Here is a 17323-nt window from a genome sequence, read left to right as displayed (position 1 = left end):
GACTTTTGTTGTAAAAATGGAATACATTAAATGACACAATTTATTGAGTTTTTGGGTAACCACCCGATCATGGCATCGGCTTGGGTTATCTTATTTGTGCTGTTAGTTGCGAGTTACGTAAACGGTGCAATGTCGGGTATTAAAATGGTTAACAGTCACCAGATGACGATGATGGTTAACCGCGAAAATGCGGTCGTTGTTGATATTCGCAAGCCTGTGGATTTTAACAATGGTCACATTACTGATTCGATCAATTTGCCTCTAGAGAAGATCAACAAAGAGCAATTGGGTGCACTTGAAAAACAAAAGAAGAGCCCAATTGTAGTAGTGTGCAACGCCGGTATTTCTGCAAAAACAGCGGCGCGAGTCTTGTCAAAGCAAGGTTTTGAAAATGTGTCAGTATTAACTGGCGGCATGCAAACTTGGACAAGCGCAAATTTACCAGTAATTAAAAGCAAATAGGTCCCTTAATGAGTAAAGTAGATATTTACACTAAAACGTATTGTCCGTATTGTGTCCGTGCAAAGGCACTCTTAGATTCAAAACAAGTGACCTACAACGAAATCAAAATCGACGAACAGCCAGAATTGAGAGCACCTATGATTGAACGTGCTTCGGGTCGTTCTACGGTGCCACAGATTTTTATCGGTGAACACCACGTCGGTGGTTGTGACGATTTAGTCGCACTAGAACAACAAAATAAGCTAGACGAATTACTAGCAGCATTATAATAAATCTCAGGAAACTATCAGGAATACTGTCATGACAGACCAAAACACAGCGGCTCAAGGCGAGCAAGCAGCACCACAATTTTCAATTCAGCGTATTTATCTTAAAGACCTATCTTTCGAGTCTCCAAACGCGCCTACGATTTTCACTAAAGAATACAAGCCTGAGATCAAGTTAGACTTAGACAACAAAAGCACTCAAATAGAACCAGGTGTTTTTGAAGTTGTATTATCAGTGACCGTAACGGCAACGATTGAAGACCAAACTGCGTTTTTAGTTGAAGTACAACAAGCTGGTGTATTTGTGATTGGCAATATGCCAGAGCAACAGGTTGCTGGTATGTTAGGTGCATTCTGTCCAAATACACTATTCCCGTATGCACGTGAAGCTGTATCTAACCTAGTTAACCGTGGTACGTTCCCTGCGTTGAACCTATCTCCAGTTAACTTTGATGCATTGTTTGCACAATACATGCAACAAGCACAGCAACAAGCTCAAGAAGGCCAGTCGTTAGACTCGTAATTCATCATGAGCATGCGTAAATATAAAATCGCAGTATTGGGAGCGGGGTCTTATGGCACCGCTCTTGCGTTTTGTTTTGCCCGAAATGGCCACCCAGTGATTATGTGGGGCCGTGATGAGCAACAAGTCGCGGACATGCAAGCGAGTAGAGAGAACAGTAAATACTTACCCGGTGCGACTTTTCCAAAATCATTAGAAGTTACATCTGATCTAAAAGAAGCGGTACAAAACGCGGACATTCACTTAGTGGTTGTGCCAAGCCACGTATTTGCTGACTTACTACACCAAATCAAACCTTTATTTCCGAGTGACGAACCTGACATCAAACTTTGCTGGGCGACTAAAGGCCTTGATCCTGAGACAGGTCGATTACTCCAAGACGTAGCTAAAGACGTACTAGGCGAACAGCCAGCTTATGCTGTTTTGTCTGGACCAACGTTTGCCAAAGAAATGGTAGCTGGACTGCCAACAGCCATCTCTTGTTCTTCTGAAAACGAAGAGTTTGCTCTGGAGCTTTGTGCTTTATTACATTGCGAACGCAAATTTAGGGTGTATAGCAATAATGATTTTATTGCAGTACAGCTAGGCGGTGCAGTTAAAAATGTTATCGCTATTGGTGCCGGTATGGCCGATGGCATTGGTTTTGGTGCAAATGCTCGTACAGCGCTTATCACCCGTGGCCTGGCTGAAATGATGCGATTGGCATCGGCGTTAGGCGCAGATCCTCAGTCGTTAATGGGCATGGCAGGATTGGGTGACTTGGTACTGACTTGTACCGACAACCAGTCTCGTAATCGCCGTTTTGGACTAGCGCTAGGTAAAGGCCAGTCTGTCGATGAAGCTATGACAGAAATTGGTCAGGTAGTCGAAGGTTACCGCAATACCAAAGAAGTGTTCATGCTTGCTGAGAGAACAGGCGTAGAAATGCCTATCACTGAGCAAATCTATCAAGTGTTATACCAACAAAAACCAGCCGCTCATGCTGCAATGGCTCTGTTGGCACGCGATCCTAAAAGCGAAAACAACTTGTGTTAATTCAATAAAAGACTGGCCGAATAGTAGTACATCGATTTAGACGTACATGGTTCGGCCTTCTTTTGCGAAGAAAAAACTAAACTCTGGCCGCTGCTCGAATAGCGATTGAGTTATCTGATCAATCATCTCATCATCGGTATTTGGATCGTGACCGATAATTCCTAACATACCTATTTCTGCTGCTGTTGCTAGTTTCATGGCATCATCTATACAGCTGTGACCTTGACCAATTTTGTTAACCATTTCGTGATTCATAAAGCGGCCATCGTGTAACAACAAATCAGCTCCACTACAAAATAAGCTCCACTCTTCAAACTCATGAAAACAATGAGACGTCGGTGCAAATAACTCATTGTTGGTTACTATGATTAGGGTTTTTCCATCGGCTTCGATTTTGAATGCACTGCCACCCTCAGGGTGGTTTACCTGTATGCTTTGAACATTAAAGCCATTGACCTCAACTGGTTCTACGCCCTCAAATCGCGTTTTTTTGATGGTGATTGTGGCTGGTAGTTGATGAAATTTAGTCGCACTAAAACTTTTTGCCATTTGTTCCATGATGGCGGTTTCGTGGTGATCATTTTGGTCGGGCGGATAGATAAATAAGGTCTTGTGCCGGTCGTATATAGGTTCAAAAAACGGAAAGCCTTGAATGTGATCCCAATGGTTTTGGCTCAGAAGTAAATGGATTCCGTTAATGGAATTTTGTTGAAATAGTGTGCTTGCCAGGCGAATACCTGATCCCGCGTTAATGACCAATTGCTGTCCCGCTTCATTAGAAACAACAAAACAATAGGTATTGCCACCGTATTTGTTGGTGTTAGGTCCTGGTACCGGAATACCAGCGCGATTGCCAAAAAATCGTATTTTCATACTTTTCCTTCTTTGACTCTGTACAATTTGTGACCGAGCATCAAAACCCTAACACAATTTTTAATGCTGGCATAAAAAAAGCCGCGGTTTAAACAAAACGGCGGCTTTTATGGCGTTAAGGTAAGTGTTACAAAATAAACTTACTCAAGTCTTCATCTTCTACGACTTCGTCTAAATTAGATTTAACGAATTCGGCATCGATAACAAAGGTCTCACCGGTTTTATCCGACGCGTTGAATGAAATCTCTTCCATCAAACGCTCAAGTACAGTGTGCAAACGACGTGCACCAATGTTCTCGTTCTTTTCATTTACCTTAAAGGCAGCTTGTGCGATTTGCTTGATGCCATCTTCGCTAAAGCTAACCGTAACACCTTCTGTTGCTAATAAAGCAATGTACTGCTCAGTGAGTGATGCGTTAGGTTCGGTAAGAATGCGCTCAAAATCTTCAGGAGTAAGGGCATTCAACTCAACGCGAATAGGCAAACGGCCTTGTAGCTCAGGAATAAGATCAGAAGGTTTGCTCATCTGGAACGCGCCTGAAGCAATGAACAACATGTGGTCGGTTTTGACCATGCCGTACTTGGTTGAAACCGTCGAACCTTCTACAAGTGGTAACAAGTCACGTTGAACCCCTTCGCGTGAAACATCGGCACTGTTGGCACCTTCACGCTTACAAATCTTATCGATTTCGTCGATAAAGACGATACCGTTTTGTTCTACGGCTTCAATGGCTTGTTCTTTTAGGTCATCGTTGTTGATCAGCTTAGCGGCTTCTTCATCTACTAATAACTTGTATGCCGCACCGACTTTTAATTTACGAGTTTTGGTTTTGCCACCTGATAGGTTTTGGAACATGCCTTGAAGCTGTGAGGTCATTTCTTCCATGCCTGGAGGAGCCATGATCTCAACACCGATTTCTTTTTCGGCTAAATCGATTTCGATCTCTTTGTCATCCAATTCGCCTTGGCGTAAACGTTTGCGCAACACTTGGCGAGTTGAGCTTTCTGGTTGTTCGTTGTCGACAACTTGACCAAAGCTGTCTCGAGCCGGCGGCAACAAAGCATCTAAAATACGCTCTTCAGCTAGTTCTTCCGCTTTGTATTTGTTTTTCTCGATTGCGCTTTCACGGGTTAATTTAACCGAGATTTCGGTGAGATCACGAATGATCGACTCAACTTCTTTACCGACATAACCCACTTCGGTGAACTTAGTCGCTTCTACTTTGATGAATGGAGCGTTGGCTAATTTAGCTAAGCGTCGAGCAATTTCTGTTTTACCAACACCTGTTGGACCAATCATCAGAATGTTTTTTGGTGTCACTTCTGTGCGCAGCGTCGGTTCTAGCTGCATGCGACGCCAGCGGTTACGCAATGCGATGGCAACAGCTCGTTTGGCATCGTTCTGACCGATAATATGTTGGTCTAATTCGTGAACAATTTCTCTTGGGGTCATTGCAGACATGGAATACCCTTTATTGTTAAATTCTATCTTGTAATTAAATCGTTGGGCTTGGCTTATAGCTCTTCAATCGCCAAGTTTGTGTTAGTGAATACACAAATCGAGCCAGCGATGTTCAAACTTTTTTCGACGATATCACGGGCACTCAAATCGGTGTTTTCGATAAGTGCGGTCGCAGCGGCTTGGGCAAATGGACCACCCGAACCAATCGCAATCAAGTCGTGCTCTGGTTGAATGACATCACCGTTACCAGAAATGATGAGACTGGCAGTTTCGTCAGCAACGGCAAGTAAAGCCTCTAATTTGCGTAACATTTTGTCAGTACGCCAGTCCTTAGCGAGTTCAACAGCGGCCTTTGTTAGATGACCTTGATGCATTTCGAGCTTGGCTTCAAACTTTTCAAATAGTGTAAAGGCATCAGCAGTACCACCGGCAAAACCAGCAAGTACTTTGCCTCGATATAAACGGCGGACTTTGACAGCGTTGCCTTTCATAACTGTATTACCAAGAGACACTTGGCCATCACCGCCAAGTACGACTTTATCACCGCGTCGTACGGAAACAATTGTGGTCATTATCCACTCCAGATTTTTTGATTAGTCTAGCTTATGTAGGGCTGTTTGCGAGGATTTCAAGTGGCGTTATTGATTAACGCCACAGCCAAATTTGACAACCGCGAATGTCATTTCGCTTTAGGATATGACGGGTTTTTTCTGCATCGCGTTTACGGTCAAAGGGGCCCAGTACAACTTTGTACCAGACACCTGAGGTACCCTGGGTTTTGTGTACTTGGGACTCGAACCCAGTAAACGCAATTTTGGCTTTGAGTTGCTCTGCGTCTTCTTCACTTCGGAAACTAGCGCATTGCATCTTAAACGGTCCTTTGTCTTCGAGTTCTTCGGTTTCGACTTGGACACTTTTGTTTTCTAATTCTTCAATAAACTCCCACTCTTCGTCTTCTGGTGGGGGAGGAATGTGTTTTTGGGTCTTTTTCTTCGGTGTAACTTGTGGCTGTTCTTGCTCTTGTTTAAACGCTTCAGAGTCGCCTTGGATGTAGTTTAAGCCAAATACAAAACCAGCGACTAACAAAATGACAACCAAAAACTTAACAACCGGGAAAGGGCGACGAGCTGGTGCTTCTGGTTTGGCGCGAGTGTTTCGTTTTTTCGAACCAACAAAATCTTTATTTTTCATGGGGCAGGGAGCCTTAATAATGACATCGATAAAACAATGTAAAAAATTACATTTTAAATAATTACATTCTCAATTAGCTGACATCGATAGGATCAACATCAACCGTCCAGCGGATTCTATTATCCTTTTGGATGGTATCCAAGTTCTCTAACAACCAATTGACCAATTTGTGTAAATATGGCCGAGATTCACTCTGGATCGTGAGCATATGTCTAAATTTACCTGCTTTTCTGGTCATTGGTGCAGGTGTAGGTCCCAACATTAACAGGCCCTCATAATCTTGCAAGTAATGCGCGAGCCCAGCAAGCCACTCGTGACCTAATTGATTGTGAGTCGACTCTGCTCTTATTATGATTTGATGAGAGTAGGGAGGTAACTTGAGCATTTTACGTTCATTTAGAGCGTATTTGGCAAAATCACGATATTCATTGTTGACCAAATCTTGGATCACTGGATGTTCGGGAAACTTGGTTTGCAACCAGACTTGGCCTTTAATGGATCCTCGGCCCGCACGGCCAGCGACTTGAACAACAAGTTGGGCTAGTTTTTCAGGTGCCCTAAAGTCACTACTAAATAGGGCGCCGTCGACATCGACAATACCAACTAAACTGACGTTGGGAAAATGGTGGCCTTTAGCAATCATTTGGGTACCGACAATGATCATCGGCTTGCCTTGATTAATGAGGTTGAGCTTGTCGTCAAACTCACCTTTTTTACTGGTACTGTCACGATCAAGACGGACAACGTCAACATTTGGAAAAAGCTCTTTGAGTTGCAGGTCGATTTGTTCGGTTCCGACCCCAACCGGTGTTAAACGAGTAGAACCACATCCCAAACACTGTTTTAAGGTGGGATGTTGAAAACCACAGTGGTGGCAAATTAGCAGCCCTGAGCCACGATGGAAGGTAGTAAAGCTACTACAGCGGCTACATTCAGTTAACCAATGACACTCTTCACACATTAATACTGGTGCAAAGCCGCGTCGATTGATAAATAACATGACCTGATGGCCATTCTTTAACTGTTGGCTGATTTCGTCTAACAATGGCTGGCCAATGGCCGCTTGGCTTTGGCAACGATTTAAATCAAGCAAGCGCATCGTCGGTAGTTGACTTCCCCCGGCACGTTGCCTTAATTCGAGCAGACTAAATTTGTTTTGTTCGACATTTTGCAACGTTTCTAAACTTGGTGTTGCAGAGCCCAATACAACAGGAATGTTTAATCTATGTGCACGGTACAAGGCCATGCTTCGGCAGTGGTATCTAAAACCATCTTGTTGTTTGAATGAAGCATCGTGTTCTTCATCGATGATGATCATTCCGAGTGATTTAAACGGCAAAAAAATCCCTGAGCGTGTCGCTATAACGATTCGAGCTGTTCCTGAGCGACACTGTTGCCATGTTTCGAAGCGCTGTTTGTCCGTCATGGCGGAATGCCATAAAGCAATAGGTACATTAAAACGCTTTTGAAAACGTGCGATCGTTTGTGGTGTCAGGCCTATTTCTGGCACACAAACTAACACTTGTTGTTGTTTGAGCAGTCTGCTGGCGATGGCCTGTAAATACACTTCTGTTTTACCACTACCTGTTACGCCATCGAGCAAGAACCCTTGGTAGTGCTCGGCTGAGTTTATCGCAGTTACAGCTAGGGCTTGTTCGGTGTTTAGCTGTAGGCCTTCATTTAAATCTTGTTCTGTAACAGTGACCTCAGAAGTATGCGCTGTTTGCCACTGGGCCCATTCATTATCGACAAATTTTTTAATTGTAGTACTAGGTACTTCACGTTCAGTTAAGTTAGCTCTAGAAAGACTAAATCCTGATGTACTTGGTTCTTCCGTTAATAAATCATGCAGTTTTAATAGCTGCTTGGCATTTTTATTTAATTCTTTCCGAGCGGGAAACTCATCTGTTTTCACCAACACTTTAGGCAATAAGTCGATGATAGCTTTGTTTGTACGAAGGGCTCCAGGAATAGCCGCAGAATACACGTCACCGATTGGGTGCTGATAGTACTTGCTGGCCCATTCGAGTAACGCCATTTGTTCAGGGTTTATGGTCGGTTCGTCGTCTAAGATTTCAAGCGCCGCTTTTAATTTACTCAGATCTTGGTCTGTATTGTGATCAGCCTTAATTACTACGCCGATTAAAGTTTGACGACCGAAAGGAACAACAACTCGGCGACCAACTAACTGATCAAATTTAGTTTCTGCAGAAAAACTTTGAACTTTTTCATCAACTTGATTGTCAAAGCCAGCAGGAAAAGCATAGTCAAACAGACGGCGCAGCGGAACCGGTAATGCGACATGAAGAATGGGTTCTGAAAATAAGGTCATTTATATGCAGGCCTTTGCTACGCTTGACAACAAGTGAACAATCACTTACCTTGACAATGTTATAAATTAAGCTTTTCCTAAATACGGGTCAAGTAGGGTCAACATGCGTTTTCTAGTTAGTGTTTTAATTGCAATATTGATAGGTACGGTTTCGATTGTAACAGAGGCAAAAGAGGCTCGCATCTATTCAACTGAAGGTTATTGTATTCTTGCTTTTGAGCAAGTAGAAGATAACTTTTTAAAACAATACGAAAAGCGTCTTGGTTTTCGACCTAAAAACAAATTATGTAACCGAGTCAATCGCTTAGTTTCAGAGTTTCAGCCTGCCAATTGGAATTATCAGTTTGGTCAGCCTTACCCAGGCAGCAGTATTTATCTAAACCCAGAGCAGGTGGCACAGATCCACAAAGCGCAAGAAAACAAGCGTCACGCTAGACGTTAATTAGTGCTTGATCTTTGCTCTATACCATTTATAATTCGCGCCCTTAAATTTATATTAATCTCGTATGGTATTCGGCACATTTTTAGGTGACCGGATGGCGATACGGCCCAATGAGGTAATCCCATGCAAAAAGATATCCACCCTAAGTACGAAGAAATCAACGTATCTTGTTCTTGTGGTAACAAGTTCGTTACTCGTTCTACAGTATGTAAAGACTTACACTTAGACGTTTGTTCTGCGTGTCACCCGTTCTACACAGGTCAGCAACGTAACGTTGACACTGGTGGTCGTGTTGACCGCTTCAAGAAGCGTTTCAGCATGTTGGGCAAAAAGTAATTTTTGTACCTTCAGAAAAAAGCACCTTCGGGTGCTTTTTTTGTGCCTGAAATCCCAAGTTTGTACCCTTTATGGGGTTTTGTGATTGCCATTTTATCAAAAACCGACCTCAACTGAAGTGAGGCGGATTTTGTGGCCGTAGTAAATAACTTTCATTCTTAATTGATATTCTTCTGCTTCGATTGACTGCTAAAATCGTTTATTCATCGTTATCTTTAGCTTAAGTTTCACCAAATTAAAGTAACTACTCTAATTTTTATATGATTTAACCATCTACGACTTTAGTCGTATATTTCATCAATGTTGTTATTTTTTAACCAACTGGTCTGATGAGTTTTTGAACAGTAAGTTGTTGTCGAGTCTAATAATTTTATCGGCTAGAGTGGAAAACTCATTCACGCCTTTGGAAGTATCGCCATGACAGATTTTAAGCAGCAAGCACTCGATTATCACAGCCAGCCGGTTCCCGGTAAAATTAGTATTTCGCTTACCAAGCCAGCCGAAAATGCCAGAGACTTAGCTCTTGCATATAGTCCTGGTGTCGCCGAGCCGGTAAGAGAAATTGCTGCCGATCCAGATAATGCGTACAAGTACACAGCAAAAGGCAACACAGTTGCGGTAATTAGTAACGGTACGGCAATTTTAGGTCTAGGAAACTTAGGCCCTTTGGCAAGTAAGCCTGTGATGGAAGGCAAAGCGCTGTTATTCAAACGCTTTGCTAATATCGACTCGTTCGACATTGAAGTAAGTCACCGAACAACTGATGAGTTTATAAACACGGTTGCCGCGATTGCTGACTCATTTGGTGGTATCAACCTTGAAGACATTAAAGCACCTGAGTGTTTCGAAATTGAGCAAGAGTTAAAGCGTCGCTGTAAAGTACCTATTTTTCATGATGATCAGCACGGCACGGCGATAGTTACAGCTGCGGGTATGCTCAACGCATTAGAAATACAAGGTAAAAACCTACCTGACTGTACAATTGTATGCTTAGGTGCAGGTGCTGCGGCCATTGCTTGTATGGAATTATTAATTAAGTGTGGCGCACAGCGTGAGCGCATTTACATGTTAGACAGAAAAGGCGTCATTCACACTCGTCGTGATGATCTTAACGAGTACAAAGAGTTATTTGCCAATAATACCGACAAACGAACGTTGGAAGACGTTATTACCGGAGCTGACGTGTTTGTTGGTGTGTCTGGAGCAAATCTGTTGTCCCCTGAAGCTCTTAAACTAATGGCACCGAATCCGGTCGTTTTTGCTTGTTCGAACCCAGATCCAGAAATCAAACCTGAACTCGCGTTAAAAGAACGCGACGATTTAATCATGGCAACAGGTCGCTCTGATTATCCAAACCAAGTAAACAATGTTTTGTGTTTTCCTTTTATTTTCAGAGGCGCATTAGACGTCCGAGCGACTTCAATTAACGATGAAATGAAAGTGGCTGCTGTTGAAGCTATTCGGAGCCTAGCTAAAGAACCTGTACCTGCAGAGGTATTAAAATCGGCAGGTGTTGATGAGCTAGAGTTTGGCCCTCAATACATTATTCCAAAGCCTATGGACCCGAGGTTACTCGATAAAGTAGCTAAAGCTGTTGCGCAAGCTGCGGTAGATAGTGGGGTTGCACAAATTCCTCTTGCCAAGTAGGCATAAAAAAACCGCCAATGAGTGGTCTCATTGGCGGTCTCCTCAAACTGGCTGAGTGCTAGTCTTCAATATCTGGAATCTCTTTACCCATTTCAGTAAGAATACGTCTTACTTCCTCTGGGATTTGTTCCGGATTGTCTTTGCGTAAGTCGTTATCCGAAGGTAACGGCTGACCTGTAAACGCATGTAAAAAAGCTTCACACAACAATTCACTGTTTGTCGCATGTCTCAAGTTGTTCACTTGGCGACGAGTACGCTCGTCGGTCAGCACTTTTAATACGTTGAGCGGGATAGATACCGTGATCTTTTTAACTTTTTCCGCTTTTTTTCCATGTTCTGCGTAGGGGTGAACGTATTCCCCGTTCCACTTAGCCATAAAACACCTGTTAATGAGTTACTGCTGAAACGACCTTTGTCGTTAGTTGGTGAAATTGTATTGGATTAAGAAAATTAGTCAAACGATCGATTTCTAAAGATTTAGACGTCTAGATGGTTGACTAATGAAAAAACTCGTCTATATTTAAATTTCGATATCTAGACGTCTAAACGTCTTTGTTCGATTCATCAATTCATAAGTCAGTGAGAAAGTCATCATGAGTAGCGTTCATGCCCAACAATTAGAAAGTATCAACCGCCATTTATTGGACATAAAGGGCAAAATTGATGTGTCTTTTGAGTTTTTTCCGCCAAATACAGAGCAAATGGAAACGACACTTTGGCAATCGGTCGAACGCCTAGCGCCACTTGACCCCAAGTTTATCTCTGTCACTTACGGCGCAGGTGCAAGTACTCGTGACCGAACTCATGACGTAATTAAAAAGATCCAACAACAAACCAGTTTGAGTACCGCGGCTCATTTGACTTGTATCGATGCAACAGAGCAAGACTTGATCAATATTGCAAAAGATTACTGGGAGCACGGTGTCAAACACATAGTCGCGCTCAGAGGCGACACAGATCCAAATCAACCCCAGCAGCTCAATCAGCCACCCTTGTATGCTTCAGAACTTGTCTCTCTGTTAAAGTCCGTTGCCGATTTTGAGATATCGGTGGCAGCCTACCCTGAGGTACATCCGGAAGCGAGAAGTGCCCAAGCAGACTTGTTAAATCTGAAACGAAAAGTAGATGCAGGAGCCACCAGGGCAATCACTCAATTCTTTTTTGATGTGGATAGCTTTTTGCGATTTCGTGACCGTTGCGCGGCGGCCAATATTGACGCCGAAATTGTACCGGGGATTTTACCGGTTACTAATATTAATACCGTGACTCGATTTGCGGGGCTAACCAACGTATCTGTTCCAGCATGGTTGACCGACTCATTTGAAGGCTTGGATAACGATGCCACCTCACGCAACCTGCTTGGTGCTAACATTGCGATGGATATGGTTAAAGTATTATCCAAAGAGGGAGTTAGTGATTTCCATTTTTATACTTTAAATCGCAGCGAATTAACTTATGCAATTTGCCATTTATTAGGAAAACGACCGCAACAAACTACAGCGTCTTCGCCAATCTAGCAAGGACAGTTCATTGTTGAAATTACAGTAAAAATACTCTGACACGGATGTTAAAAACACCAAACTAGGTTAGAGTTATCTGTATAGATAACAAATAGGTAACCTGCAGATGTCTGATAACTCTCACAAACAAGAAGTTGTTGAAAAATCAGAAGAACAACAAGAGTTCGAGTCTTTATCCCGTGATGAAATGTGGTTTAAGCTGCACGAACAATGCAAGCAGATCAATGAACAGCTCGAAATGCTTAACCATCACAATTTAGTGGTGACCTACAACTCCATTCCTCGTTTTATTTGGTTTAGTCTACTCAAAGGCATGGCGGTGGGCCTTGGCAGTGTATTAGGCGCAACAGTCGTCTTGTCAGCCTTGGTGTTTGTACTGTCTCAAATCGAAGTGATCCCAATTATTGGCGAATGGGTGTCGAGTATTCTTGAAGTTGTCAAAGGCGAAAACCAAAACAACTAAAACGCTTTTTTTAAAGGCCAAAAATGGGCATAATGCCGGCCCTATTTTTACATCAGTTGTTGTCTCGGTGCAGGCAGGTTGAATAAAGGTTTTAGCAACATGACAGATGCGTTGACGGGTAACTCCCGTGCTATCACGACAAATCAAAATGGTATTCACGATGACTTAGAAAAAGTCGTTGTTAAACATTTGGCTACGCCATTTAGAAAACCTATTGCACCATTTTCTGAACAAACATTTGCTGAATTAACTGCAACGGTTGAAGCGTTTTTAGCGGCGAACCCATCAGGTCAATTGATTTTGGACTCATGTTGTGGCGTAGGCGAGAGCACAATCCATTTGGCGGCACAAAACCCAAATGCACTTGTTATCGGTATTGATAAATCAGAGCACAGAGTAGAAAAAATAGAGCACCACATGAAACACAAAGTTAGTAACTTTGTGATTTTACGCGGTGATCTAAATGACCTTTGGCGATTGATCGCTCAAGCTAATTGGCCGATCAGCAAACACTATTTGTTGTATCCCAATCCATGGCCAAAAGCTAAACACCTACAGCGTCGTTGGCACGGCGCACCAGTGTTTAGTTATATCCCCAAACTTGGACAAAACATCACCCTACGCAGTAACTGGCCTATTTATGTTCGAGAGTTTGCAGAAGCCCTAAAACTAGCGGGCTTTGAGCCTCAAGTTAGTGATTATCAAAGTGATGAAGCAATGACGCCATTTGAACGGAAGTACTGGGCAAGTGGTCAAAACAGCACGCAACTGACCTGTAACTTTGTCTAACGTCTTGTTTGATATGAATTCGTTACAGTTTCGACCTTTGCTAAATCGCTTTTTGTCTGCTTAACTGCAGACAATCTAGCCGACTTAAAGTAAAGTACCGTTCAATTAAAAATGACCCATAAGTAGCATGTCTAAAAAACGATTCGCGACCGCAACCGAACAAAACTTGTTTAGGATCTTCACAATCCCTGAGGCGCCAGATTCAACCTTGGCCAAAATCGAACAAGAAGTTTCGCAAAACCTAGACGGTTTTTTGCGTGAGAATATTGTTGCTGTCGAAAAACCACTGTCAGATATCGAGCAAGATTTTCAGGAGTCTTTGGTTCCTGAACGCCCGCAGTTTGTTTCTGATGTGGCCGATGAATTGTTACACAAGTTAGTTGCGCAGTCGGTGCATACTTCATCTCCGAGCTTTATTGGTCATATGACGTCGGCATTGCCATACTTCTTATTGCCTTTGTCTAAGTTAATGGTGGGCTTAAACCAGAACTTAGTCAAAATCGAAACGTCAAAAGCATTTACACCGTTAGAGCGTCAAACCATTGGTATGCTGCACCGCATCGCTTATGGGCAAGGTCGTACTGAAGCCGAAAACGAAGCGTATTACGATGCGATGATGCACAGCGCTGATGCGTCTTTAGGGGCGTTCTGTTCGGGTGGTACCATCGCTAATATCAGCGCCTTATGGGTGGCAAGAAATACTCTGTTAGGCCCGCAACCTGGTTTTAAAGGTGTGGCGAAAGAAGGCTTGTTTAGAGCCATGATGCACTATGGATACAAGCGCCTTGTCGTGCTGGTATCTGAGCGTGGTCACTATTCGTTAGGTAAAGCGGCAGATGTCTTAGGTATGGGCCGTCAGGATATCGTTTCGGTCGGCACTGACGAAAATAACAAAATTAGAATTGACCTACTCGAACAAAAGATTGCCGAACTAAAAGCCGAAGGTGCAGGTATCCTTGCGCTTATTGGTGTCGCAGGTACAACGGAAACCGGTAACATAGATCCTCTTGATGCCATGGCAGATATCGCTGAGCGTGAAGGCATTCACTTTCATGTCGATGCAGCGTGGGGTGGAGCAACAATGTTATCTGAAAACGCTCGCCCTCTGCTTAAAGGCATTGAAAGAGCGGACTCAATCACGGTCGATGCTCACAAACAGATGTATGTACCTATGGGTGCGGGTATGGTGTTGTTTAAAGACCCACACTCAACTGATGTTATTGAACATCACGCTGAATATATTTTGCGTAAAGGCTCAAAAGACTTAGGCTCACATACGCTTGAAGGCAGCCGTCCTGGAATGTCGATGCTGGTTTACGCATGCCTTAAGGTGATGGGCCGAAGTGGCTATCAAATGCTGATTGATCGAAGCATTGACACAGCTAAGTATTTTGCCGAGTTAATCAAACAAGATCCTGACTTTGAATTAGTGTCAGAACCTGAATTATGTTTGTTGACTTATCGCTATGTACCAAAGCCAGTGAAAGACTATATGGCCACGTGTAATCAAGAAGAACGCGAGATCATTAATGAATTACTAAATGACTTAACCAAGTTTATTCAAAAGAAACAGCGTGAGTCTGGTAAGTCATTTGTATCCCGTACTCGATTGACACCAAAAGCACACAATGGCCAAACCATAACGGTGTTCCGTTGTGTATTGGCGAACCCTCTTACGACTAAAGAAATCTTACAAGATATTTTGGCTGAGCAAAAAGAGATTGCTAAAGATAGCTGGCGTAGTTTGCCAGCGATTCTTAAAAAGGTAGGGCTAACGGCCTAGCCATTTATAGCTGGACCGTTAGATTGTCTATGAGTCGCGCTTTGCCTAAGAATGCTGCGACTAAAATAACTGCCTCTTTTGAGTTTTCATCGATTACTTCAAAATGGCTGGTGTCCCTGATCTCTATATAGTCTGGCTTCAGCCCTGCTTGCTCGATAAATTCTAAACCACTTTCGATTAATGACTCAGTGTTGAAGTTACCGCCTTCTAATTGCTCTTTGATTAGACTTAATGCCTGAAACAATGCCGGAGCAATAGACTTCTGTTGGGCTGTGAGGTAGCCGTTGCGACTGCTTTTTGCCAAGCCTGACTCTTCACGTACGGTAGGTACGGGAATAATTTCAATCGGCATGTTTAAGTCGCGGACTAAAGCCTGCACCAAGCGCACTTGCTGGTAGTCTTTTTGGCCAAATAGCGCTACATCAGGCTGCACCATATTGAACAGTTTTGTTACGACCGTCGCTACTCCATCAAAGTGACCTGGACGTTGGGTTGCTTCGGCACAATGCTCCGCCGTTGAATTAGGAACAGACACAAGGGTTTGAGCTTTCAAGCCATTCGGGTACATTTCCGCTACTGACGGATAAAAGACAACGTGGTTGTTGGCAGCTGTTAGTTTTTCACAATCAGCTTCAAAGGTACGTGGATAGGCGTCGAGATCTTCGTTTTCACCGAACTGCATTGGATTGACAAATATCGAAGTGATCACTAAATCTGCGTGCTTGTGTGCATTGTGAACCAATTCGATATGGCCTTCATGTAAGTTGCCCATGGTCGGCACAAACGCAACAGTTTGGCCTTGACGATGACATTCTTTACGCCAAGCTCGAAGCTCAGCTAATGATTCGATAATTTTCATGCTTTTGTAAATAGTAGTTTATTACTTGCTTAATTAAACGTTCGATCAGGATCTGGAAATTCGCCACTCTGTACTTCTTTGACAAAGAGCTCAACTGCGCCTTGCATAGTACCTGCGATATCTATGTAGTTTTTAGAGAACTTAGGAATGTAACCAGAGCTTATCCCCAAAATGTCATGCATAACTAGGATTTGACCATCCGTCACGTTGCCTGCGCCAATGCCAATAGTCGGAATTGCAACGGCTTCGGTAATAGCTTGCGCAAGTGATACTGGAATACATTCAAGAACCAAGAGCTGAGCACCTGCGCGTTCTAGACCTTTGGCGTGCTCAATCATTTCTTTGGCTTTGTCTGCATCTCGACCTTGGATCTTAAAACCACCAAACACATTCACAGACTGTGGTGTCAAACCCAAGTGACCACATACCGGAACCCCATTTTGAGTTAACTGGCGAATCGTTTCATATAACCATTCGCCACCCTCTAGCTTGACCATGTTGGCCCCAGCCGCCATAAGCTCGTGTGCATTTTTTAACGCTAATTCTGGGTTTGAATAAGTCATAAATGGCATATCAGCGATGATCAACGCCGATTCTACTCCCGCTTGAACACAACGAGTATGGTATGCGATGTCGTGATTTGTCACGGCCAATGTATCTGCTTTGCCTTGTAAAACCATGCCTAGTGAGTCACCAATCAGCAGGGCATGTACGCCGTTTTTGTCAAATAAGCCCGCGAAGCTCGCATCATAGGCTGTCAGCGCTGCGATTTTTTCGCCGTTTTGCTTCATCTTAAGTAGTTTAGAGGTGGTAATTTTAGCCATCTTAAACGTCCAATATGTTAGTGCGGTTAAATCGCTTTCATGTCATTAAAGGGAAGGTTGGTTGCTAAGTCTTGCAACTTAGTTCCACAGGGTAAAACAAGTTCAGAATCAATGTCCAGTATAGGGTAAACGACAAACTCTCGCTCAGTGAGGCCGTAGTGCGGAATTGTTAACGTTTCATCGTCGATTTGTTGGTTGCCATACAACAAAATATCAAGATCAAGAGTACGTGGACCCCAATGAGCTCCATCGCGAGTTCGGCCATGGATTTGTTCTATGTTACTGGTTGCTGAATATAATTCGTGAGGCGAAAGTTCGGTCTGCAAAGCAACAACGGCATTTACATAATCCGGTTGGTCTGCCGGGCCCATAGGTTTGCTTATGTAAATGCGTGAGCGCCCGACAAGCTGAGTATTTGTTATTTGCGCCAACTCATCAATTGCAGTTCTAACCGTTGTAAGAGGGTCGTTTAAATTGGCCCCCAAGCCAATATAGACTAAATGTGACATCTTAGTT

Annotated in this window: 20 protein-coding genes; 11 read left to right on the top strand and 9 right to left on the bottom strand. The window is 43.3% G+C overall.

Annotated elements, in window-relative coordinates; genetic code table 11:
* Nucleotides 1-30: 30 nt before the first annotated feature.
* From J1N51_RS07520 to gpsA, 4 genes are read left to right on the top strand one after another with little or no spacing between them, the layout of a single operon-like run.
* The gene (locus J1N51_RS07520; RefSeq protein WP_208829963.1) at nucleotides 31-462 is read left to right on the top strand and encodes a rhodanese-like domain-containing protein; all 432 of its coding nucleotides are present in this window, start codon (nucleotides 31-33) and stop codon (nucleotides 460-462) included.
* A gap of 8 nt (nucleotides 463-470) precedes the next feature.
* A complete protein-coding gene (gene grxC / locus J1N51_RS07515) occupies nucleotides 471-731 on the top strand; it encodes a glutaredoxin 3 (protein ID WP_208829961.1) in 261 nt (86 codons plus the stop codon).
* A 31-nt stretch (nucleotides 732-762) separates the two neighbouring features.
* On the top strand, nucleotides 763-1251 hold the full coding sequence (gene secB, locus J1N51_RS07510) for a protein-export chaperone SecB (protein WP_208829959.1): 489 nt from the start codon (nucleotides 763-765) through the stop codon (nucleotides 1249-1251).
* A gap of 6 nt (nucleotides 1252-1257) precedes the next feature.
* Nucleotides 1258-2286, top strand: a complete 1029-nt coding sequence (gene gpsA / locus J1N51_RS07505; protein WP_208829957.1) for an NAD(P)H-dependent glycerol-3-phosphate dehydrogenase — start codon at nucleotides 1258-1260, stop codon at nucleotides 2284-2286.
* A gap of 36 nt (nucleotides 2287-2322) precedes the next feature.
* Here gpsA and J1N51_RS07500 read toward each other — a convergent pair whose 3' ends face one another.
* The 5 genes from J1N51_RS07500 to priA all read right to left on the bottom strand — a co-directional run bounded on the left by J1N51_RS07500 (nucleotide 2323) and on the right by priA (nucleotide 8144).
* A complete protein-coding gene (locus tag J1N51_RS07500) occupies nucleotides 2323-3159 on the bottom strand; it encodes an MBL fold metallo-hydrolase (protein WP_208829955.1) in 837 nt (278 codons plus the stop codon).
* 127 nt (nucleotides 3160-3286) lie between these two features.
* Entirely contained in the window at nucleotides 3287-4621 is a 1335-nt protein-coding gene (gene hslU, locus J1N51_RS07495) for an HslU--HslV peptidase ATPase subunit (protein WP_208829953.1), read from the bottom strand.
* Between the two features lie 53 nt (nucleotides 4622-4674).
* Nucleotides 4675-5193, bottom strand: coding sequence for an ATP-dependent protease subunit HslV (gene hslV, locus J1N51_RS07490; RefSeq protein WP_208829951.1), 519 nt, complete (start codon nucleotides 5191-5193; stop codon nucleotides 4675-4677).
* A 73-nt stretch (nucleotides 5194-5266) separates the two neighbouring features.
* Nucleotides 5267-5812, bottom strand: a complete 546-nt coding sequence (locus J1N51_RS07485) for an SPOR domain-containing protein (RefSeq protein WP_208829949.1) — start codon at nucleotides 5810-5812, stop codon at nucleotides 5267-5269.
* A gap of 73 nt (nucleotides 5813-5885) precedes the next feature.
* Nucleotides 5886-8144 (bottom strand): primosomal protein N', encoded by a 2259-nt coding sequence (gene priA / locus J1N51_RS07480; RefSeq protein WP_208829947.1) that lies wholly within the window; start codon nucleotides 8142-8144, stop codon nucleotides 5886-5888.
* Nucleotides 8145-8247: 103 nt separating this feature from the next.
* Here priA and J1N51_RS07475 point away from each other — a divergent pair, with 103 nt between their 5' ends.
* The 3 genes from J1N51_RS07475 (at nucleotide 8248) to J1N51_RS07465 (ending at nucleotide 10569) form a co-directional block, all read left to right on the top strand.
* Nucleotides 8248-8586 (top strand): hypothetical protein, encoded by a 339-nt coding sequence (locus J1N51_RS07475; protein WP_208829945.1) that lies wholly within the window; start codon nucleotides 8248-8250, stop codon nucleotides 8584-8586.
* 123 nt (nucleotides 8587-8709) lie between these two features.
* A complete protein-coding gene (gene rpmE / locus J1N51_RS07470) occupies nucleotides 8710-8922 on the top strand; it encodes a 50S ribosomal protein L31 (protein ID WP_208829943.1) in 213 nt (70 codons plus the stop codon).
* A gap of 417 nt (nucleotides 8923-9339) precedes the next feature.
* Nucleotides 9340-10569 carry a malic enzyme-like NAD(P)-binding protein gene (locus J1N51_RS07465; protein WP_208829941.1) on the top strand — a complete coding sequence of 410 codons (1230 nt, stop codon included), beginning with the start codon at nucleotides 9340-9342 and terminating at the stop codon, nucleotides 10567-10569.
* 58 nt (nucleotides 10570-10627) lie between these two features.
* Here J1N51_RS07465 and metJ read toward each other — a convergent pair whose 3' ends face one another.
* Nucleotides 10628-10945, bottom strand: a complete 318-nt coding sequence (gene metJ, locus J1N51_RS07460; RefSeq protein WP_208829939.1) for a met regulon transcriptional regulator MetJ — start codon at nucleotides 10943-10945, stop codon at nucleotides 10628-10630.
* Between the two features lie 217 nt (nucleotides 10946-11162).
* Between metJ and metF the strand changes: the two genes are divergently transcribed.
* The 4 genes from metF (at nucleotide 11163) to panP (ending at nucleotide 15124) form a co-directional block, all read left to right on the top strand.
* Entirely contained in the window at nucleotides 11163-12086 is a 924-nt protein-coding gene (metF, locus tag J1N51_RS07455; RefSeq protein WP_208829937.1) for a methylenetetrahydrofolate reductase, read from the top strand.
* A gap of 109 nt (nucleotides 12087-12195) precedes the next feature.
* Nucleotides 12196-12552 (top strand): DUF5665 domain-containing protein, encoded by a 357-nt coding sequence (locus J1N51_RS07450; RefSeq protein ID WP_208829935.1) that lies wholly within the window; start codon nucleotides 12196-12198, stop codon nucleotides 12550-12552.
* A gap of 99 nt (nucleotides 12553-12651) precedes the next feature.
* Nucleotides 12652-13341: a tRNA (guanine(46)-N(7))-methyltransferase TrmB gene (trmB, locus tag J1N51_RS07445; RefSeq protein WP_208829933.1), complete on the top strand. Its 690-nt coding sequence runs from the start codon at nucleotides 12652-12654 to the stop codon at nucleotides 13339-13341.
* A gap of 127 nt (nucleotides 13342-13468) precedes the next feature.
* Nucleotides 13469-15124 carry a pyridoxal-dependent aspartate 1-decarboxylase PanP gene (gene panP, locus J1N51_RS07440; RefSeq protein WP_208829932.1) on the top strand — a complete coding sequence of 552 codons (1656 nt, stop codon included), beginning with the start codon at nucleotides 13469-13471 and terminating at the stop codon, nucleotides 15122-15124.
* A gap of 4 nt (nucleotides 15125-15128) precedes the next feature.
* On the opposite strand, the gene panC is transcribed toward panP, so the two are convergent.
* Genes panC through folK form a run of 3 tightly spaced genes read right to left on the bottom strand, consistent with a single transcriptional unit; the run spans nucleotide 15129 to nucleotide 17316 of the window.
* Complete coding sequence (panC, locus tag J1N51_RS07435) at nucleotides 15129-15995, bottom strand: pantoate--beta-alanine ligase (protein WP_408635898.1); 867 nt, start codon at nucleotides 15993-15995, stop codon at nucleotides 15129-15131.
* A 17-nt stretch (nucleotides 15996-16012) separates the two neighbouring features.
* Nucleotides 16013-16807, bottom strand: coding sequence for a 3-methyl-2-oxobutanoate hydroxymethyltransferase (gene panB / locus J1N51_RS07430; protein ID WP_208829930.1), 795 nt, complete (start codon nucleotides 16805-16807; stop codon nucleotides 16013-16015).
* 26 nt (nucleotides 16808-16833) lie between these two features.
* On the bottom strand, nucleotides 16834-17316 hold the full coding sequence (gene folK / locus J1N51_RS07425) for a 2-amino-4-hydroxy-6-hydroxymethyldihydropteridine diphosphokinase (RefSeq protein WP_208829929.1): 483 nt from the start codon (nucleotides 17314-17316) through the stop codon (nucleotides 16834-16836).
* Nucleotides 17317-17323 lie beyond the last annotated feature (7 nt).

The organism is Psychrosphaera ytuae, from assembly GCF_017638545.1.
Taxonomy (GTDB): domain Bacteria; phylum Pseudomonadota; class Gammaproteobacteria; order Enterobacterales; family Alteromonadaceae; genus Psychrosphaera; species Psychrosphaera ytuae.
This window is presented reverse-complemented; position numbering and strand designations above follow the sequence as displayed.